Source organism: Halomonas llamarensis (assembly GCF_023555005.1).
GTDB lineage: Bacteria > Pseudomonadota > Gammaproteobacteria > Pseudomonadales > Halomonadaceae > Vreelandella > Vreelandella llamarensis.
The window spans coordinates 201,233-221,297 of sequence record NZ_JAMJPJ010000001.1 but is presented as its reverse complement, the minus strand read 5'-3'; the positions used below and the strand labels follow the sequence as shown (position 1 = coordinate 221,297).

The 20,065-nt window shown below is 59.2% G+C and carries 17 protein-coding genes; 4 read left to right on the top strand and 13 right to left on the bottom strand.

The window, feature by feature from the left end; genetic code table 11:
• Positions 1-2: 2 nt before the first annotated feature.
• The 6 genes from M8006_RS01005 to M8006_RS00980 form a co-directional block, all read right to left on the bottom strand.
• Entirely contained in the window at positions 3-1,376 is a 1,374-nt protein-coding gene (locus M8006_RS01005; RefSeq protein WP_250079134.1) for an NAD(P)/FAD-dependent oxidoreductase, read from the bottom strand.
• A complete protein-coding gene (locus tag M8006_RS01000) occupies positions 1,373-2,158 on the bottom strand; it encodes an SDR family NAD(P)-dependent oxidoreductase (protein WP_250079131.1) in 786 nt (261 codons plus the stop codon). The genes M8006_RS01005 and M8006_RS01000 overlap by 4 nt, the downstream gene beginning before the upstream one ends.
• A gap of 29 nt (positions 2,159-2,187) precedes the next feature.
• The gene (locus M8006_RS00995; protein WP_250079129.1) at positions 2,188-2,619 is read right to left on the bottom strand and encodes a nuclear transport factor 2 family protein; all 432 of its coding nucleotides are present in this window, start codon (positions 2,617-2,619) and stop codon (positions 2,188-2,190) included.
• Positions 2,620-2,730: 111 nt separating this feature from the next.
• Positions 2,731-4,140, bottom strand: coding sequence for a deoxyribodipyrimidine photo-lyase (phrB, locus tag M8006_RS00990; RefSeq protein WP_250079127.1), 1,410 nt, complete (start codon positions 4,138-4,140; stop codon positions 2,731-2,733).
• A 41-nt stretch (positions 4,141-4,181) separates the two neighbouring features.
• The gene (locus tag M8006_RS00985) at positions 4,182-5,102 is read right to left on the bottom strand and encodes a MerR family transcriptional regulator (RefSeq protein WP_250079125.1); all 921 of its coding nucleotides are present in this window, start codon (positions 5,100-5,102) and stop codon (positions 4,182-4,184) included.
• Positions 5,103-5,251: 149 nt separating this feature from the next.
• A complete protein-coding gene (locus M8006_RS00980; RefSeq protein WP_250079123.1) occupies positions 5,252-6,334 on the bottom strand; it encodes an NAD(P)/FAD-dependent oxidoreductase in 1,083 nt (360 codons plus the stop codon).
• Positions 6,335-6,468: 134 nt separating this feature from the next.
• On the opposite strand from M8006_RS00980, the gene M8006_RS00975 reads away from it, so the two are divergent.
• Complete coding sequence (locus tag M8006_RS00975; protein WP_250079121.1) at positions 6,469-7,374, top strand: TIGR01777 family oxidoreductase; 906 nt, start codon at positions 6,469-6,471, stop codon at positions 7,372-7,374.
• Here the strand turns inward: M8006_RS00975 and rapA are convergent.
• Complete coding sequence (gene rapA / locus M8006_RS00970; RefSeq protein ID WP_250079119.1) at positions 7,371-10,316, bottom strand: RNA polymerase-associated protein RapA; 2,946 nt, start codon at positions 10,314-10,316, stop codon at positions 7,371-7,373. The genes M8006_RS00975 and rapA overlap by 4 nt on opposite strands.
• A gap of 123 nt (positions 10,317-10,439) precedes the next feature.
• The gene (locus M8006_RS00965) at positions 10,440-11,243 is read right to left on the bottom strand and encodes a TlpA disulfide reductase family protein (protein WP_250079116.1); all 804 of its coding nucleotides are present in this window, start codon (positions 11,241-11,243) and stop codon (positions 10,440-10,442) included.
• Between the two features lie 74 nt (positions 11,244-11,317).
• On the opposite strand from M8006_RS00965, the gene M8006_RS00960 reads away from it, so the two are divergent.
• From M8006_RS00960 to M8006_RS00950, 3 genes are all read left to right on the top strand, one after another.
• The gene (locus M8006_RS00960; protein WP_250079114.1) at positions 11,318-11,551 is read left to right on the top strand and encodes a hypothetical protein; all 234 of its coding nucleotides are present in this window, start codon (positions 11,318-11,320) and stop codon (positions 11,549-11,551) included.
• Complete coding sequence (locus tag M8006_RS00955; protein ID WP_250079112.1) at positions 11,548-13,011, top strand: SLC13 family permease; 1,464 nt, start codon at positions 11,548-11,550, stop codon at positions 13,009-13,011. The genes M8006_RS00960 and M8006_RS00955 overlap by 4 nt, the downstream gene beginning before the upstream one ends.
• Positions 13,012-13,151: 140 nt before the next feature.
• Positions 13,152-14,360 (top strand): ABC transporter substrate-binding protein, encoded by a 1,209-nt coding sequence (locus M8006_RS00950; RefSeq protein ID WP_250079110.1) that lies wholly within the window; start codon positions 13,152-13,154, stop codon positions 14,358-14,360.
• A 144-nt stretch (positions 14,361-14,504) separates the two neighbouring features.
• Here the strand turns inward: M8006_RS00950 and M8006_RS00945 are convergent, their stop codons facing one another.
• The 5 genes from M8006_RS00945 to M8006_RS00925 are packed head-to-tail and all read right to left on the bottom strand — an operon-like array spanning position 14,505 to position 19,862.
• Positions 14,505-15,812, bottom strand: a complete 1,308-nt coding sequence (locus M8006_RS00945; RefSeq protein ID WP_250079108.1) for a branched-chain amino acid ABC transporter permease — start codon at positions 15,810-15,812, stop codon at positions 14,505-14,507.
• Positions 15,812-16,816, bottom strand: a complete 1,005-nt coding sequence (locus M8006_RS00940) for a branched-chain amino acid ABC transporter permease (RefSeq protein WP_250079107.1) — start codon at positions 16,814-16,816, stop codon at positions 15,812-15,814. Before M8006_RS00940 ends, M8006_RS00945 begins: the two co-directional genes overlap by 1 nt.
• Before the next feature lie 30 nt (positions 16,817-16,846).
• Positions 16,847-17,551, bottom strand: coding sequence for an ABC transporter ATP-binding protein (locus M8006_RS00935; RefSeq protein ID WP_250079104.1), 705 nt, complete (start codon positions 17,549-17,551; stop codon positions 16,847-16,849).
• A gap of 43 nt (positions 17,552-17,594) precedes the next feature.
• Positions 17,595-18,365, bottom strand: a complete 771-nt coding sequence (locus tag M8006_RS00930; protein ID WP_250079102.1) for an ABC transporter ATP-binding protein — start codon at positions 18,363-18,365, stop codon at positions 17,595-17,597.
• 54 nt (positions 18,366-18,419) lie between these two features.
• Positions 18,420-19,862, bottom strand: a complete 1,443-nt coding sequence (locus M8006_RS00925; protein WP_250079100.1) for a sodium-dependent transporter — start codon at positions 19,860-19,862, stop codon at positions 18,420-18,422.
• Between the last annotated feature and the right edge of the window lie 203 nt (positions 19,863-20,065).

Below are 20,065 nucleotides of genomic sequence, written 5' to 3'. Positions count from 1 at the left end.
GCTCATCCGAGCCCGTCTCCCACGCCCGCGTGGGGCATTAGCTCATGCGCGGGTAGGGCGGTGGGGGCGTCTAGTGGCGGAGCGGCTTCGTCGCAACCCAGGGCGCGAGCGACGCGCAGCGCGCTCCAAACGCCGTCTTCGTGAAAACCGTTGCGCCAGTAAGCCCCACAGAAGTGGGTGCGGCCAAAGGTCGACGGTGCACCGGAAATCTCGCCGTGGCGCTGCTGCGCGGCGTAGCCCTCAAGGGTGAACTGCGGATGGGCGTAGGTGAAGCGTCTAAGTACTTTGGCGGGGTCGATGCTTTCGCTGTCGTTGAGCGTCACACAAAACGTGGTGTCGGCCTCTAAGCGCTGCAGAATATTCATGTCGTAGGTAACCGAAACGCGCGCTTGTGCGTCGCGCTGGTCGAGACGGTAGTTCCAGCTGGCCCAAGCGCGCTGGCGCCGAGGTAGCAGGCGTGTATCGGTGTGCAGCACGACATCGTTGTCTTGATACGGCATCGCCCCGAGGATGTCGCGCTCAGCGGGCGAGGCATCGGACAGCATTGAAAGCGCCTGGTCGCTATGGCAGGCCAGCACCACTTGATCGAAGCGTTCTTCGCCTGACGGGGTGGTCAGCGTGACCCCGGTGCTATCGCGCTGGATGGCGCTGACCGGTGTGTTCAATCGAATACGCGCGGCATAAGGCGCGGTGAGCGCGGGGATATAGGCCCGGGAGCCGCCGATTAAGGTGTACCACTGCGGGCGGTCGCTGACGCTCAAAAGCCCGTGGTTGCGGAAGAACCGCACGAAAAACGTCAGCGGGAAAGCGCGCAGATCATTAATGCTTGCCGACCAAATCGCCGCGCCCATGGGCAGCAGGTAGCGGCGCTGAAAGGCGTCGCTGTAGCCATTGCGATCAAGATATTCACCAAGCGTCATATTGGCGGGTAGGCGTTCGCTGTCGAGGTCTTTGGTCGCCTCGCGGTTAAAGCGCATGATATCGCTAAGCAGCCGGTAGAAGGCCGGGCGCAGCAGATTACGCCGCTGGGCGAACAGTGAGGCTAGCGTGTGACCGTTGTACTCGAAATCGGCCTCGGTTTCGTGCACCGAAAAGCTCATTTCGGTGGGCTGCACGGCGACGTTCAGGGTTTCTAGTAGGCGTTGAAAGTGCGGGTAGGTCCAGTCGTTAAAGACAATAAAACCGGTGTCGATGGCATACGGCTTGCCGCCTACCTCCACGTCGACCGTCGCGGTGTGGCCGCCCAATCGCTCGGCGGACTCAAACAGTGTCACTTCATGCTGCGCTGAGAGATACCAAGCGGCGGCCATGCCACTAATGCCGCTGCCAACAACGGCGATACGCTGCGAGGCGTGAAACGGAGCCGGCTGAGTCATGCGTTATCTCCTTGCGAGCGGGCCATGCGCAGCCCAATAGCGCGACGAAACCTTGGCGGCAGAATGCCGATCAGCTTAACGAGGAAGGTAAAACGGCGCGGGAAGTGAATATCCAGCGTGCCTTTGGCCAAGCCATTAAGGATGGCCTCAGCGGCGTCATCAACGCTTACACGCATTGGCATGGGAAAGTCATTACGTTCAGTTAGTGGTGTTTTCACAAAGCCAGGGTGGATAAGGCTGACGCCGATGCCTTCTGGGTGCAGATCAAGGCGCAGCGATTCCAGAAAGTAGCTCACCGCCGCTTTGGAGGCGCCGTAAGCTTCAGCGCGGGGCAAGGGGAGATAGGCAGAGGCGCTAGACGTGGCGGCAAGGCGTGCCGGGCGGCCTTCTTTACGCGCCGCGCGCAGCAGCGGCAGGGCGGCTTCCACCCCGTACAGCGTACCGTACAGATTAGGGGTGAAAACCCGCTCGATTAGCGCCATGTCAAAATCAGGCATGTTCACGTACTCGCAGGTACCGGCGTTGAGCAGCACCACATCCAGCGCACCGACGCGTTCACGAATCGTTTCGCCGGCGGCAAGTACGGCGTCGCGGTCGCTGATATCCAGCGGCAGCGCAATGGCGTTGAGGTGATGAGCGCACAGGGCGTCAAGTTTGTCGGCGCTGCGGGCACTGAGTACCACCAGGTGACCTTCATTGAGCAGTTTTTTCGCTACGGCTTCGCCGATCCCGGAGGTGGCGCCGGTCAACCATATGCGTTGCGGCGTTTCCCATCGACTCATGTGACACTCCGTTAACTGACTGCCTGGCGTTAATTGACTCGCCTTTTAAGCAGGCGTACCAAGCGGCCTAAAATAGGGACGTGCTCGTACAGCATAGCACCCGCATCAAAGTAGTCTCGGTGGTGCGCGACACGCCCGTCGTCTGCGAATGTTAGGTGTGAGCACCCTTCAACCGCGATGACTTTGCCGCTTGCCAATGACGAGTGCGCAAAGTGCATGGTCCATGTCACAAAAGCGGTATCGCCTTGGCACACGCGTTGGTGATAGATGAAACGACACTCAGTCACGTTTTCGTACATCACCGAAAAGTAACTCTCCAGCGCAGCACGCCCTTCGACGCGGTGCAGCGGATCGCTAAAAACGACATCATCAGTATATACCTCGTATAGCTTTTCTGTACAGGTATTGTCTAGTTTATTAAAAAAAGCACAAAAGGTCTCTAACGAGGTATCGTGAGGCATGAGGATCTCCTTAAGGCTAAATCCTGTCCACTTTTCGACAAGCGCCCTTCGACAAGCTCAGGGTGAACGGATGACGCTCGCCCTGAGCCTGTCGAAGGGCCCGCCACCGGCTTATTTCAGCGCTTTGAACGCCTCAAGCGCGCGCTGGCGTGCCGCTTTGTGCTCGACAACCGGGGCGGGGTAGTCGAGCCGGGTGAGCAGGTCAGAGGGAGGAGCGTGGCGGGCTTTCGCCGGGAGTTCGGCGAGCTCGGGCAGCCAGTGGGCAATAAAGTCGCCCGCCGGGTCGAAGCGGGTGGACTGGGTCGTGGGGTTAAAAATACGAAAGTAGGGCGCGGCGTCGGTGCCGGTGGAAGCGGCCCATTGCCAGCCGCCGTTGTTGGCGCAGAATTCGCCGTCGATAAGATGGCGCATAAAAAACGCCTCGCCTCGGCGCCAGTCGATGAGTAAGTGTTTACTCAAAAACATCGCGGTTACCATGCGCAGGCGATTGTGCATCCAGCCGGTGGTCACCAGCTGGCGCATGGCGGCATCCACTAAAGGGTAGCCGGTTCGCCCCTCGCACCAGGCGTGAAAACTCGCCTTGTCATCGCGCCAAGCAAGCGCCCGAGTGTGGTCTTGAAAAGGCTGATAGCGGCATACCTTGGGAAAGCCTACGGCCACATGCTGGTAAAATTCGCGCCAGATCAGCTCATTCACCCAGGCGGTTAGCCCCGCATCGCCGTCGGCTAAGTGACCGCCGTTTTCGCTCATGACTGCCTGCAGGCACTGCCGATACGAAATCATCCCTAGCGCCAGATAAGGCGAAAGCCCACTGGTGCCGCGCACGGCAGGAAAGTCGCGCTGGTCGTGATAGTAGCGACCGCGAAAGCGTAAGAATCGCTCCAGGTGATCTGCGGCGGCGTTTTCACCCGCTGGCCACTGGCGGCCATCCACGGGCGTGTCGTCAAGTTCGGGAAGCGCCGGGAGTGGGTCGCTGTCGATATTGAGTGGCGTTTGTGGCGAAGGCGCGTCGCGCAGGGTTAGTTGCTCGGGTTGTACATTTTTATGCCAGGCTTTCGCGAACGGGGTAAAAACCCCGTAATAGTCGCCTTTGCCGGTGAGCAGTGTACCTGGAGCAAAGGCAACGGCGTCGTGGTAGCCGTGGGCGGCAATGCCAGCGTGATGAAAGGCGTCAAAGACGTCCTGGTCGCGGCGCTGCTCGTTAAGTGGGTACTCGTGATTAACGTGCAGCGCCGAGATGTCGTGCTCGCGGGCGATGTCTAAAAGCGCTTGAGGCGCGCTGTCGAAGGTGTCGATATCGCGGTGTAAAAGGGGAATGTTCAGCCCCTCAAGGGCGTCTTTTAGCGCGGTAACGCCACGGGCGTAAAAATCGAGTTTATTAGCGCCGTGGCCGTGGGCTTGCCACTGCGTGATGCTGCGCAAAAATACTGCGACCACAGGCCCTTTTGCCGCGGCGGCAGCAAGCGCGCTGTTATCGTGAATGCGTAAATCACTGCGAAACCAAACCAGCTGCCGTGCCATATTGCCTCCATTAACGCGAGAAAGCGCCGCGCGATCTAGCGCTATAGCACGCCCGATTCGCGTAGCAGCGGACGTAAGCGTGAGATGGCTTGCGGCAGGTCATCCCCCAGCAAATGGACCGAATCATCGCTGAAGGCGTGCTCTCGTAGGCGAGCCACTTCCCCGCACACGCCAAGCGGTACGTTCAGGGTTCTAGCGGCGTTAGGCAGCGCTTCGTGAATGTAGTGATCGCTCTCTTTTTGGCCGCTGGCCAGCAACACCATCGACGAGTGCAGGCGGGCCACGGCCTGGGGGAGATCTTCCAGCGGTAGGTTGCGATCTAACAGCTGCACGCGATAACCCTGTTCACTGGCCATCAGGGCGGCCATGAGACTCCATAGTGGGCCGGGGTCGTCGGGCATCACGTTGAGCAGAATCAGCGGCCCGCGCGTGGCCTGGTTGGCGTAATGCAAACGGATACCAATTTGACTGCGCAAAAACGCTTCCAAGGTGCGCCGTACTAAAGCATCGGGCGTGTTGGCCCATTGGGCTTCCAAGCTGAGAATCACCGGTTGCCACAGCTCGTTAATCGCCACGCTAACCGGATAGATAGAAAGGCTTTGGTAATACAGCGACTCAAGCTTAGGCAGGTTTAGCGCTTCGATGGTGGCCTGTAAGTGCTGGCGCTGGCTCTCCCAATCACCGCTGGTCGGTGTTGGGGCTTCGACTTTTTCCGGCTGGTCGAGCAGATCGCCGACTTGGCTGACCGGTACGCCGCGGTTTAGCCACTGAAGAATACGTTCAACCCGAGCGATGTCGTCCTGAGCATAGAGGCGATGCCCTTTTGGCGTGCGCTGGGGGCGAATGAGACCGTAGCGCCGCTCCCACGCACGCAGCGTCACCGAGTTCACACCCGTTAAGCGGGACACTTCCCGGATCGGATAAAGCGGAGTATCGGGTGGATGGGTCGCCTTGTGACTCATGGGCGCGAATGCCTCTTGATTGTCTTATCTATATGGTGACGTAACACCATTGTCGTCATACTGGGTAACGGGTGTCACGTTAATGCGTAATGTTACCACGTATTATACACGGTTCCTTTGTACAACTTGTGGCCGCCGGGTACAACCATTCAGCGTGGTGACGATCCCTTTTCTTCTAGCAGCGCCTGGGCAAGCCGGTAGCCTGAAAGCCATGCATCTTCAACGCGGCCTCCACGTAAGCTGTCGCCACAAAGTGCCAAGCCATCGCGGCCGATGGCAAAGCCCTCAGCCGGCATATCGGCATCCTCGGCGGGCTGCGAATAACGCCAGCGGTGGGCGCCGATATCGGTCACCTTGGGAAAGGTCAACGGGGCGGGAAATACGCTTTTTAGCGCGTCAAATAGTTGCTGTGCAACCGCATCGTTCTCGTCTTCTAAGTGCGCTTTGCTCCAATCGAGCTGGGCGATGAGGCTTACGCTTTCCGGCTCGGCTTCGCGCCCAGGCTTGGTGCGATTGCGCGCGATAAGCCGCAGCGCCGGGTGTTGGGCGCGTGCCATCTGCCAATCGGATGCAACGCCGGGAAGTGCTGGGAGAGGCGTCTCAAATACCACCCAGCCCGCCCAGCAGCTTTGCTGGGGAAGGCGTTTGCAGAGCGAAAATAGGGTGTTATCCAAGGGTTGTACCAGCGACTCGGCTTGCGGCGGTGGTGCGGTGATCACCACCTGTGTATAAGGGCCGACAACATCGCCATTCTCGCAGGTTAGCTCCCAGCCGGCCGCCGTGTTAGTCAGCGCCGTGATGCGTGTGCTGGTATAGAAGGTAGCGCCTTGTGGGGTGAGCGTCTCGGCCAAATGGCGCGTGATTGCGCTCATTCGCGGGGCGCCGGTATAGCGCGTTTGCCCATCATGATGCGTCTGCCAGCCACTTGGGTTAGCCTGATAAAGGGAGTTCGGCCATTCGGCGACACAGCCAGCAGCACGCCAGCGTTCGACTTCCGCAGCAAAGTCGTCGTCGCGAACGGTAAATGCTTGCGCGCCGAGATCCACGGTGGCTTCGGGGCGGCGCTTGCTTGACATGCGGCCCCCTGGGCCGCGCGCTTTATCGAACAGCGCCACGCGATGGCCCGCCTGCGTTAGAACGTTAGAGCAGGCAAGACCGGCGAGACCGGCGCCAATCACGGCAATGGCGGGAGCGTCGGTGGGAGGATCGGTGAAAAATTGGGTAGCCGACATAACGAATATCCTTTAATAAACTTACTCAATTGTAACAGTATGGTATAAATATTACTTAATAAAGATTTGCAACATTTTCGCCATCTATTTTCATTATCTATGTCGCCCAACGCGGTGTGGCCAAGGAGTTCTCAATGCGTGTACTAATCACCGGCGGTAGTGGGTTTGTGGGTCAGCGACTATGTGAGCGGTTGGTGGCCGAAGGGCATGAGCCCCAAGTCGTATCGCGCTCGCCGAATGCGGCACGCGGCCAGTTGCCAAAAGCATGTGATGTGCGCGAGAGCGCCCAGGCGTTCCTTGATTCCCCACCCGAAGCGCTAGTGAACTTGGCTGGCGAGTCGATTGCGACAAAGCGCTGGAGCGAAGCGCAAAAAAAGGCGCTGATCCAATCTCGGCTGAAAGCCACACAACAGTTGGTTGTGCTCTGCGAGCAGCTAAAAGATAACGGCCAGCCGCTGCCCAAGGCCATGGTGTCGGCCTCTGCTATGGGGTATTACGGCGATCAAGGCGATAAAAAAGTGACCGAAGAAACGCCGCCAAATGATGAGTTTGCTCATCGGTTGTGCGCCGAGTGGGAAGCCGCAGCCAAAGAGGTTGACGCCTTCGGTGTGCGCTTGGCGATCTTGCGAATTGGCTTGGTGCTCGATGCCGGTGGCGGCAGCCTGCAGAAAATGCTGCCACCGTTTAAGTTCGGTCTAGGCGGGCGCTTCGGTGACGGCGCACAGTTTATGCCGTGGATTCATCGCGAGGACTTGGTCGAGGCAATTGTGTTCCTGCTCAAGGAGGAAAGCCTAAGCGGGCCGTTTAACGCCAGCGCCCCGAATCCGGTCAGCAACGCCGAATTCACTAAGACGCTGGCGAAAACGCTCCATCGCCCGGCGATATTCCCCGTGCCGGCGTTTGTGCTTAAAGCGATGCTGGGGGAGATGTCGCGGCTATTGTTAACCGGCGCCGATATGCGCCCGGCACGCTTGGAGGCGGCCGGCTTCACCTTTCAATACCCTACGCTCGATAAAGCGCTGGGCGCGATTCTGCGTTAACGCCCGGTATCCACGGTAATCACTACCCGCACGGCGTCTAACCGCAAGCGGGTGTTTTCGATGGCGTCGCTAAGGGCAGCACGCTCGGCTTTTAGCGCCTGAACTTCCGTATCGCGTACCGCCGGGTTGTGCTCGGCCAGTGCCGTTAGGCGGGCAAGCTCGTTATCAAGCTGGGCGCGCATGCGGGTTTCCGCGGCTTCGATGATGCTCGGTAGCTCGCGCTCGGCTTCGCCTTCGCCTTGGGTTAAAAGCGTGCGCAGCTGTTCGTGGCGGCTTTTGATCAAATCCCGCGCCAGCGATTTGTTGACCTTCTGCACGTTCTTGGAAAGCCCGGTGAACGAGATCTTGTCGGTCAAGTTGGCGCCGGACTCATCAAGCAGAACACGCACTGCCGTCGGCGGTAGAAAGCGGTTCAGGTGCAGCCGTTTTGGCGCTGGGCAGTGGGTGCGAAATACCAGTTCCGCCATCAAACGCCCACTCGGAATGGCCGGGTGGCGCAGTAGCGCCAGCGCGCTGTTGCCCATGGTGCCGTCGATCACCCGGCCCATCATTTCGCGCAGCAGCGGGTGCTCCCAGGAGAGGCGCTGAATGTCGTCGCGGGCGAGCGCGACATCGCGGTGGTAGGTGGCGGAAAACCCTTCCTCGCCTTTTGCCAGCCCCGGTAGCCCGTCGAGCATCTGCTGGCTGGGTGAGATCAGCATGACGTCGCCGCCTAAGTCTTGGCTATCCACGCCGAAAATATCCAGCGCGCGCTCGACAAAACGGGGCAGCGCCTTATCGTCGTCCAATTCGCTGACGGCGTCGATCACCGCTTGCGCGCGGGCCGGGCGGCAGGCGTTAAGCTCCAGCAGGCGGTTGCGCCCGGCATCGCGCTCGGCAAGCTTGGCTGAGAACATCTCACGGGTTTCCTCGACAATCTCCGTGAGCATTTCGTCGTCGAGCAGGGCATCAGCGAGGGCATCGCCAAAGGCATCGAACAGGTCACTGCCCACGCCGTGGGGCGCGCTGAAGGCGTCCATGCCGTCGTGGTACCAGCGCAGCAGGCGCTCGCCGGGGCTACCTTCGAAAGTGGGTACGTGAACCTCGATGGCGTGCTGCTGGCCGATACGGTCGAGACGACCGATGCGCTGCTCAAGCTGATCCGGGTGCTGGGGTAAGTCGAACATGACCAAGTGGCGGCAGAACTGGAAATTGCGGCCCTCCGAGCCAATTTCCGAGCACACTAGCACCTGGCAACCGTCTTCGTCATCGGCAAACGCGGCGGCGGCGCGGTCACGCTCGATCAGCGAGAGGTCTTCGTGGAACACCGGGGCGTGGTAGCCGCCGAGGACGCGCAGACCTTCGGCAATACCTTCAGCGGTTTCGCGGTGGTGCGCAATAATCAGGATTTTGTCATCGGCAAAGCCGGACTCGCTGTCGTCGCTAAGTTTCTCTAGCAGCCAGTTGATCCGCGGGTCGATGTGCCACCAATCTTCGGCGTTGAGCGGGTCGTTGGAGAGCTCGCGGTACATGGCGTCCGGGTAGATCAACACATCCGGGTGATCCATGCCGGTTTCGATCAGAAGCTCATCGAGGTAGTCCTCGTCGCGCTCTAGGCGGCGGATCACCCGGCGATACGCCGAGGGCATCGCCAGGAGAACGGGGTGATAACGCCGCTCAGGGAAGCCGCCCACGTGTCGGCGGCTATTGCGAAACATCACCCGCCCGGTGCCGTGACGGTCAAGCAGGGCGTCGCGCAGCTGCACGCGGGCGGTATCGTGCTGCTCAGCGCTTGCTTCGGGGTTGGCAAGCGTTTCGAGCAGCGCTTGGCTGTCGCGGTCGTCGGCCACTGCGTCAACGTGAGTGCGGGCTTGCGGGTCGCCGGGCAAGGCGTCCAGCGCGTCAATGGCGCTGGCGACCTCAACGTAGTGGCGCTCTTCTTGCTTAAAGCGTTCTACATCGTGGTAGCGCTCCGGGTCGAGCAGGCGCAGGCGGGCAAAGTGACTTTTCAGGCCCATTTGCTCCGGGGTGGCGGTGAGCAGCAACAGCCCGTCGATCTCGGCCGAAAGGCGCTCCACGCATTGATACCCGGGGCCGCTGCCTTCTTCGTTCCAGTCGAGGTGGTGCGCTTCGTCGACAATCAATAGATCAAAGTGGCTTGCCAGCGCCTGTTCTTGGCGCGCGGGGTTGGCAAACAGCCAGTCTTGGCTGGCGAGAATCAGCTGGCCGCTATCAAACGGGTTGGCGCTGCCGTGGGCTTGGCTTTGGCTTTCATCGAGCAGCGTGACGCTCAGCGAGAAGCGGCGCAAAAGCTCCACCAGCCATTGGTGGGTAAGGCTATCCGGCACCAGAATCAGCGCGCGTTCGACGCGGCCGACGAGCAGCAGGCGGTGAAGAATCAGCCCGGCTTCGATGGTCTTGCCCAGGCCGACCTCGTCGGCAAGCAGCACGCGCGGGGCGTGGCGACGGGCGACTTCATCGGCAATGTAGAGCTGATGCGGGATCAAATCGATACGCGGCCCGGAAAAGCCCAGCGCGCTGTGCTGTTCGATGCGCTGATGGTGGTGCAGGGTGCGAAAGCGCAGATCGAACCAGTCGTTGCGGTCAACTTGGCCGGTCAGTAAGCGATCACGCGCTTGGTCGAACTGCATGGTATCGGCAAGCTTGGCTTCGGGCAGCTCGCAGAGCGCGCCGCTGTTGTCTTGGCCGACGTAAGTGATCAGCCCGTCGTGCTCTTTGCTGTCATCGACAAGCATCTGCCAGCCATCGGCAGAGAGAATGCGGTCACCGCTACCAAACTGCACGCGAGTAAGTGGCGCCTGGCGGGTGTTGTAGGTGCGGGTTTCCTGGCTGGCAGTGAACAAAATCGTCACACTGCGGGTGTCGCAGTTAAGCACGGTGCCAAGCCCAAGCTCAGCCTCGCCGTCGCTGATCCAGCGCTGGCCGGGAGAAAAGTCGCTCATGGTGCCTCAAAGGATGCTAGAAACGGGTCAACGACCGCCGGGTGGGTCCCGGCGGCGAGTGGGGCGGGGGATTCTAACGCAAAGGGGCTGAGGGATTAAGCGCTTGTCGCGTTAATCTGGTTTTCACTCTTTTAACCACTGATCCAGCTGAGCGCGGGTGAGCTCGCCCACGTGCTGGGAAAGCGCGCGCCCGTCGCCGTCGAATAAGACCGTGGTGGGTAAGCCGGGGGACTCAAATGCCACCATCAGCTGTTGGTTCGGGTCGCGTAGTGCGTAGCGGAAATCGAGCCCTTGTTCGTCGAGGTAGCGGGTGATGGAAAGCAAATCTTCGCCCTGGTTGGCGACGACGACGGTGACGCCCTCGCGCTCGGCGGCATCAGCAAGCAACGGCATTTCGCGCAGGCAGGGTGGGCACCAGGTCGCCCACAGGTTGACGATGATGTGGTCCTGACCATTGGCAAGCGCGGGCAAGTGTACCGTGTTGCCGTCAAGGTCTTCTAGCGTAATGTCAGGTAGGGCCGTTACCGTGCTACCACTACCAAGCGGCGAGAGTGTGACGAGCACTAGCCATAGGCTTGAGGCGCCGATCAGCAGCGCCATCGCCCCGCTCATCGCGATGAACCGCTCGCGCAGCGCCCAGGCGCTCCAAATAAGCCCCGCGAGCATACCCCACAGGCCGTGATACCCCGGCTGCCATAGCTTTATGGCATCCCACGGGGCGGCGGCATAGCTCTCGGCGTTAAGGGCGATATGCCCCATACGAGCGCCGATAAGCCAGGCAATCATGAGCCCGGTCAACCAGCGCTGGTAAACCGGCTTGGGGAGGCCGAGCAAATAGCGCGCGGCGATGATCAGCAAAAGCGCACTGGCAAAGGCGTAAAGGCGCGGTAAAGACAGCAGGACAGGACCTAAGGCGATGGCATTCATGGTTATCCTAAATAATCGTTACACTAGAGGCTGATACAAACCCTATCACGCCATTACATACATTCGGAGACATTATGCCCCAGCCAACGTTTGATCCCTTGCGGGCGCTGGCAATTGGCTCGCAGGCGATTGGGCTGATCGTGATCATCACGCTAGATACCGTACTACGTGATGCCGCGCGGCCCTGGCAAGGTGTGACGCTAGCCGTGATGCTGGCCTTTGCGTTGGGTATTGCGTTTATGCGGCGTTACCGACGCAACCGGGCGCGCAAGCGCCTAGCCGAACGCGCTGAGGAGGAAGAAAGATGAAGGATGCCGCACGGACAAAAGTGACGCTAGGGCTCTTTCTCGGGCCGCTTCTCGCCGTGTTGCTATTGCTGATGGAGGCGCCTGCGAATATGCCAGCTGCCGCGTGGAGCGTGGTCGCGCTAACGGTATGGATGGCGGTGTGGTGGATTCTGGAGCCGGTGCCCATGGCGGTTACCGCACTCTTGCCGGTCGCGCTTTTGCCATTGTTGGGCGTGGGCGATATCAGCGACGCGGCGGTGCCTTACGCGAATCCGCTGATTTTTCTTTTTTTGGGCGGTTTTATGCTAGCGGAGGCGATTCAGCGTTGGAATTTGCACCGGCGTATCGCGCTGGGTGTGTTGTCGGTGGCGGGAAAGCGGCCCGATCACCTGGTGGCGGGCTTTATGGCGGCGACGGCATTTCTCAGTATGTGGGTGAGCAATACGGCCACGGCGGCATTGATGGTGCCGATCGGTATGTCGGTGCTGGCGCTGATGGAGCGTGACGATGAGCTAAGTGTCGAACAGCAGCGTGCGCTGTCGCTGTGTATGTTGCTGGGGATTGCGTTGGCGGCGAATATCGGCGGCATGGGGACGTTGATCGGCACGCCGCCCAATGCGCTATTGGCCGGGTTTATCGGTGATAATTACGGTATTCAGATCGGTTTTGCTCAGTGGATGCTGGTGGCCATTCCCCCGGCGTTGATCATGTTGGTCACGGCCTGGAGACTCTTGACCTTTACCATCTTTCCGGTGTCGCACGCACCGTTGAACGGAATCAGCTCGATGTTGAGCCAGCAATCAGACGATTTAGGCCATATGAGCAGCCCTGAAAAGCGGGTGGCGGCGGTGTTCGCGTTAGTCGCGGTGGCGTGGATGACTCGCCCATTGCTACAGGATGTCACAGGGCTAACGCTGAGTGACGGTGGCATTGCGGTCATGGGGGCGTTGCTTTTATTCGTTGTGCCCGCGCGCTGGCGCCAGCGCCAGTTCTTGCTCGACTGGGAGAGCGCGAAAAATTTGCCCTGGGGTGTGCTGCTGTTGGTGGGTGGCGGCTTGAGCCTGGGCACCGCCATTGAAAGCTCGGGGCTTGCGGTGGTGGTCGCCAACGGGCTGGCGGTGTTTGGCGCTTGGCCGACGTGGGCGATGATTTTGATGGTGGTCGTGATTGTGATGCTGATGAGCCACGTCACCAGCAATAGCGCCACGGCGGCGGCGATTTTACCGCTGACCGCCGCACTCACGGTGAGTCTCGATGCTAGCCCGTTGCTGTTGGCGGTGCCGGTGGCAATGGCCGCCTCGTGCGCGTTTATGCTGCCCGTGGCCACGCCGCCCAATGCGGTGGTGTTTGGCAGTGGCAAGGTAAGGGTGATGGACATGCTGCGTGCCGGGGCGGTGATGAGCGTTATCGCCGTGGTGGTGATTTGCCTGGCGATGTTTGCGCTCGCCATGCCGATCTTGGGCTTTGGCTGGGCGGCATAGCGCGTGAGTTTTGTGGTTGGCAGCGTTAAAAGCGGCAAGTTGTGTTTTTTCTGGTTTGGTTCCAAATTGTAAGTGGGTTTTCATTTTAAAGCTCTAAAGCGGGACATTTAGGGATCCATTTATCGGGAGTGCCAAATAACATGATCAATAAACGCATACTCGCCAGTGCCGTGGCCGTGTCTTCGCTGGCTTTAGCGGGAGCGGCCAACGCGGAAGTGAAAGTAGGCTTTTTAGGGGGCTTTACCGGCGGTATTGAAAGCTTAACGCCACCGATTTTCGATGGCGCGCGCTTGGCTGTGCAGCAAATCAATGCGCAAGGCGGCCTTTTAGGCGGGCAAGAACTGGTCATGCCGTCGGGTGATACGACCTGCTCTGACGCCTCAGCGGCCTCGAACGCCGCGGACCGCATGGTGAACACCGAACAGGTAACGGCTATCGTCGGCGCGCTGTGTACTGGGGCGACGATAGCCGCGGCTAATAATGCCGCCATTCCCGGTGGCGTGCTGATGGTATCGCCCGCCTCGACGGCGCCGGCGGTCTCAGCGCTAGACGATAACGACCTTGTCTTTCGCACCGTACCCTCGGATGCGTTTCAAGGCGAAATGTTAGCGAAGCTCTTGCTGGATAAAGGCATCGACTACGTCGCGGTCACTTACGTCAATAATGATTATGGCCGTGGCCTTTCCGACGCGTTCGCTGAAGCGTTTGAGGCCGGTGGCGGCACCGTGGCCGATAACCTCGGCCACGAAGATAACCGGGCTGACTATCGTGCGGAACTCGGTGCCCTTTCGGCGACCGGTGCCGATACCTTAGTCGTGCTGGCGTATGCCGACACGTCAGGGCAAACGGTGATGCGCCAGGCTTATGAGAGTGGAATGTTCACTCAGTACGTCGGCGCAGACGGCATGGTCGGGGATAGCCTGGTCGATGCGATTGGTGCCGATGTGCTCGATGGCATGATCGCCACGCGCCCAGGTAGCCCTGACCTGCCGGGGTCGGATATCTTTAACGCCGCCGCAGAAGGCGCCGGTTTTGATCCTAGCGCGGTCTTTGCCGCTCAGGCGTATGATGCCGCGTTTCTGGTAGCCTTGGCGATTGAACAGAATGGCAACGCTGAGCGTGAAGGCCTGAGTGATGCCTTACGCAGCGTTGCGAATGCCCCAGGCGAGGTGATTCTGCCCGGTGAATGGGAAAAAGCCGCCGAGCTGATCGCTCAGGGCACTGAGATCAACTACGAAGGTGCTTCGGGCACCCACGAGTTTGATGACAACGGCGATGTGCCGGGCGTTGTGGTGGAAATGACGGTAGAAGATGGCCACTTTGTCAGCAAGGACTTGGTCGACCTCTGATCACGGCTTGTGCCGCGGTTATTAACGGCGTTCAACACGGAAAAACCGCTTCCCAGCGTGTGTCTTGGACATGTCATGTGGGAGCGGTTTTTTGTGTGCCATTGTTGTCGGCCACGGCTGACAGCCAAGACGATGATAAAAGGCTCAGTCGTGGTGGCGTATTTTTTCCGGTAGCAGCCCTTTGGGCGCGAAGCGCAGCACCGCGGTAATCAGTACGCCAATCACCAATACCCGTGCCTGCAAGGCTCGGCTATCCATATTGCCCGGGGCATCCCAGCCGAAGGCACCTTCACCGAACGCGACGATCAGTTGCATCAACCAAAGCGCCAGGGGCTCCGACATGATCCAGATGATGTACACGGCCACCGCGCCGAAAATCGTCCCCAGGTTGTTGCCCGGCCCGCCGAGGATCACCATGACGAGCACCAGAAAGGTGTGGTTAAGCGGCAGATAGCCGTTAGGGTCAAACAGGCTGTTGAACGATGTCAGCATGCCCCCGCCGAGGCCCATCAAAATACAGCCGAGGACGAAGATTTCCAGGCGGCGCCGGTTGATGTCTTTGCCCATGGCCGCGGCAGCGACTTCGTTATCACGGATGGCGCGGATCATGCGCCCCCACGGCGCGTGATAGGCGCGGTGGAGCAAAAAGAAGATCGCGGCAATTACCACCGCGGTCACCGACAAATACAGCGCACGCGCAAGCGTAAAACCGACCTCGGCAGGGCCGGGCGTTGGCCACGGCAGCGGTGACACGGTGGCGGTGCCGCGCGTTAGCCAGTCAGAGTTTTTCAAAAACGCTTTGATGATCTCCGCAATGCCCAAGGTGGCAATGGCGAGATAATCGCTGCGCAGCCCCAAACAAATATGGCCGATAAAATAGCCAACGCCACCAGCGAGCGCCCCGCCGACGATCCAACCGACCCAGGCGGGTAAGCCAAAGCCCCCGATAAAACCGGCGCGTGATTCAATCTCGCCGGTCACTTCGCGCAGCAGGCTAATCACGACGAGGTAGAGGGTAAGCCCCACCACCACGGCGATCACCGTGCGCAGCGTTTTTGGGACACCTAAGCGGTCTAAGCGCGTGGCGCCTATCACCACTAGCGTGGCGGCAACGGCGTAAAGCAGCACGCGGCCGAGTTCGCCGGGCAGCTCAGTGCCCCAAAACTCCTCGTTGATCGGCACGCTAAAGAGCATGGCGCAGAAGCCACCTAAGGCCACAAAGCCCATCACACCGGCATTGAACTGCCCGGCATAGCCCCATTGAATGGTTAAGCCCAAGGCTAAAATCGCGTAGCAGGCAGCTTCGACCAGCATCCGCGTGCTGTAGGCCGCGCCCATGGCCGCATAGACCCCCAAAACGGCGAGCAGCAGCGCGGCAAAAAGCAGCACTTCGCGTAGGGGGAAACGCGAGGGGGCGGCGACCAGATCTTCTCGTTTAGGCTGTGTGCTCATCAGATCACCTTACCTTTGAACAACCCGGTGGGGCGCCATATCAAAATAGCGACCAGAATGAAAAACGGCACCACAATTTTGTATTCGGTGCTGACGAACGCGAGATTGGTGGGCAGATCGAGCCACGCAGGAAAGCTGTCGCGGAAGGGCCGCAGGAGAATATTCCAGTTGAATACCGCCAGCGATTCAGCAAACCCCACCACGAAGCCACCGGCAATGGCCCCATAAGGGTGGCCGACCCCGCCGACGATCGCTGCGGCGAAAATGGGCAGTAGCAAAAAGAAACTCAAGTCTGGTTTGAAGGTGACATCTAACGAGAGCAGCGTACCGGCAATGGCCGCAAGCCCCCCGGCGATGACCCAGGTAACGGCGACAATCACGTTGGTATTGATCCCCGAGGCTTGGGCAAGCTCAGGGTTATCTGACATTGCGCGCATCGCTTTGCCTAGCCGCGAGCGGTTTAAGAACAGGTGGAGGGCAACCACGGCCACTAGGGTAATGACGAACAAGTAGATTTGCGGCTCGGTGATCACCACCGGTACACGCACGCCGTCAAACGGTAGCGCCAGTCGGAATATCTCTTTGCGGTCATCGACATACAGGCTTTGCCCGCTAGTGCCCGCGAATAAGCGGATCAAGCCTTGCAGAATCAGCGTCACGCCAAGCGAGCCAATGACCATGACAATCGGTTTGACGCCGTGGGCGCGCAGCGGCTTATAAAACACTTTATCAATGCCGACGGCGAGGGCGGCGGTGAGCACCATCGCCAGCGGCAGCATGATCAGCGCGGTGGGTATACCGATGCTGGCCCCGGCGGCAGGAAACGTCGTGGTGAGTAGCAGCACCATAAACGCGCCGAACGTCATCATATCGGCATGGGCAAAGTGAGCGAAGCGCATAATGCTGAAAATCAGCGTCACGCCCACTGCCCCGATGGCGTAGATGGATCCGGACACGCTGCCGGCGACCATCACGTTGTTAATAAAGAAAACCCATTCGTTCACGGTGTTTTTCTCCCGTACTGGCTCTAGCGGCTAGCCGCCCAAAAAGCTTTTTGCTACCTCAGGGTCGGCCAGCAAGGCCTTCCCGGTATCGGTAAAGCGGTTTTGACCGGCGGCGAGAACAAAGCCTTTATCGGCAATTGCCAGCGCCTGCTTGGCGTTTTGTTCGACCATCAAAATGCCCACTCCGGCCGCATTGATTTCTTTTACCCGGTCAAAAATATCGTTCATGTAACGCGGTGAAAGCCCGGCTGTCGGCTCGTCAAGCAGCAGAAGGCTTGGCTCAGCCATCAGCGCCCGGCCCATGGCGACCATCTGGCGCTGGCCACCGGAGAGCTCGCCAGCGGGCTGGTGGCGCTTGTCATAAAGCGGCGGGAAGAAATCATACACTTGGGCGAGCATACGTTTGACGTTGTGCGGTTTGAGAAACGCGCCCATTTCCAAATTCTCCTGCACGGAGAGGCTTGGGAAGATGTTTTTCTCCTGGGGAATAAACCCCATTCCACGCTGCACCAGTTTGTTAGGCGGAAGGTTATGGATTGGCTCATCCAACAATAGAATTTCGCCCTGGTTGACGTGCAACTGGCCAAAAATGGCTTTCAGCATGGTCGACTTACCGGCCCCGTTGGGGCCAACGATCACCCCGACTTCATCGGCTTCCAGCGCCATGTTGACGCCGTTGAGGATGTTCATGCTGCCGTAACCGCCGTGCACGTTGCGTGCTTCAAGTAGTGGCATGGTCTTAGTGTCTCAAAGTGGTATCTCAGAGTGGTGCTGGGCGTTAGGCAGCGCTGCCGCCGAAGTACGCTTCTATGACCTCGGGATTATTCTGCACGTCATCGATGTTGCCCTCCATCATCACACTACCTTGGGCCAGCACGATCACTGGGTCGCATAGCCGTGCGATCATGTCCATATCGTGTTCGATAACCAAAAAGGTATAGCCCATCTCCTGGTTTAGGCGTTCGATATTGCCGATTAAGTCGCCCAAAAGCGTACGGTTAACGCCGGCGGCGATCTCGTCGAGCAGCACAACCTTGGCATCGGTCATCATGGTGCGACCCAGCTCAAGAAGTTTTTTCTGGCCACCGGATAGGTTGCCAGCAAGCTCGTTGCGAACGTGGTAAAGGCCGATGAAGTCGATGACCTCCAGCGCCCGGCGGCGCACCTTGGCATCGTGCTCACGAACGAGCCTCGGCTTGAACCAGGTCGTAAATAGGTTCTCACCGGGCTGGTGGGAGGGCACCATCATCAGGTTTTCCAGCGCGCTCATATGGCTAAATTCATGAGCAATTTGGAAAGTGCGCAACAGGCCTTTATGAAAGCGCGCGTTGGCGCTAAGCGCGGTGATGTCTTCGCCGTCAAGCAAAACGCGGCCACTATCGGGCGTTAGGGCGCCAGCAATCAGGTTAAACAGGGTCGATTTCCCCGCGCCGTTAGGGCCAATCATCCCGGTGATGGAGCCCTTAGTAACCTGTATCGAGCCGTCATTGATCACCCGCAGGCCGCCAAACGCTTTGTTAACCTGCTGCACATCGATAATAGGTGTCATGACGCTACCTCATTGTTATTGATGAGAACTATTGACCAGAGCTATTGACCAGAACTATTGATGTTCGTTAGTGGCTATAAAAGTGCGCCCGGCGGCAAAGGCGCCGACGATAACGCAAGCGCCAATCGCCGGGATCCAATAGCCTTCGACTTGCGGCAGGGTGCGCAGGAACACAAACGCCACGGCCGCCGGTGCGATAAAGCGCACCAAAAAGCGCCAGACGCGAAACCAGGTATCGTGCCCGCCGAGTTCTTTGGCCACTTCGCTTTGGGTCAACGCCCAGCCAGCGAACAAGGCAATCAATAACCCGCCGAGTGGCATAAAGATATTGGTCAAAAGCTCAATAAACTCAAAGGCACTGCGGCCAAAGAGCGCGTGGAAAATCGTGCCTTCCGCCCACAGGTTAAAGCTCATCACGGTAAGAAGCCCCAGCGCCCAGCTGGCAATGACCATGATGGTGACCGCTTGCGGGCGGGTAAGATCAAAACGCTCGACCAAAAAAGCGGCCACGGGCTCGATTAACGAAATAGATGAACTCAGGGCGGCACCCAGTACCAAGATAAAGAACACACCGCCTACCAGGGCGCCAAAAGGCATCTCGGCAAACGCCATGGGGAGGGTGACAAACATCAGCCCCGGCCCCTGGGCGGTCTCAAGCCCTGCACCAAAGACCAGCGCGAAAATGGCGAGCCCTGCCACCAAGGCAACGGCGGTATCCACGAACGCCACCGACAGGGCCGTGCGGGTGAGCGAGGCATCGCTCGACATGTAAGCGCCGTAGGCCATGATCGCGCCCATGCCTAAGCTCAAGGTAAAGAAGGATTGCCCCATGGCCTGCAACCATCCCTCTAGGCTTAAATCGGCAATATTGAAGGTAAATAAGAAGCGGGCCGCCGCGCCGATATCGCCATTGACAACGCTATAGCCCAATACCCCCAGTAAAATGACAAAAAGCGCCGGCATAATGATGCGCAGGCCCGCCTCGATGCCCTTGTGAATCCCCATGCCGACAATGAGCGCGGAAAGCGCGATAAACAGGGTGTGGTAGAGCGTCATCAGCCCGGGCGAGGCCAGCAGTTGGCTAAATCCAGCGTTGATGGTGTCAGCATCGGCACCGGCGAGCGAGCCGGTAAGCATCTGCCAGGTGTAGTGCAGTGACCAACCGGCGACAACTGAGTAAAAGCTCAAAATAAGAAACGCCGAGGCGGCCCCCAGCCAGCCAATGGTTTCCCACGCCCGCGATGTCTGGTGGGTGTTGGTTAGGTGGCGCATGCCCATGATGGGGCTTTGACGGCTCGAGCGGCCAAGCATGATTTCCGCGATTAAAATAGGAATGCCCACGGCAAAAATTGTCAGGACATAAACGAGAATAAAGGCACCGCCGCCGTTTTCGCCGGTAAGGTAAGGGAAGCGCCAAAGGTTGCCCAGGCCCACGGCAGAGCCAACCGCCGCGAGTAAAAATGTCCCCTTGTGTGTCCAGACGTTGTGACCGCTCATGTAAGGAGTATCCGTGTTGGTTCGGTGGATGAGTGCTTACCAAGCAGCAATTAAAACACCCGTATTGCACGCTACTTTGCGTGACTCCCGCGCGGCTTTCTAGCCGTTTTGCGTTTAGGCTGCGTTTAGAGGCAGGGCTTGGCAAATGGCGGCGGGAGTATAAACGGGAGAAAATTGCCTGCTCATAAAAAAAGCCCGCGTTA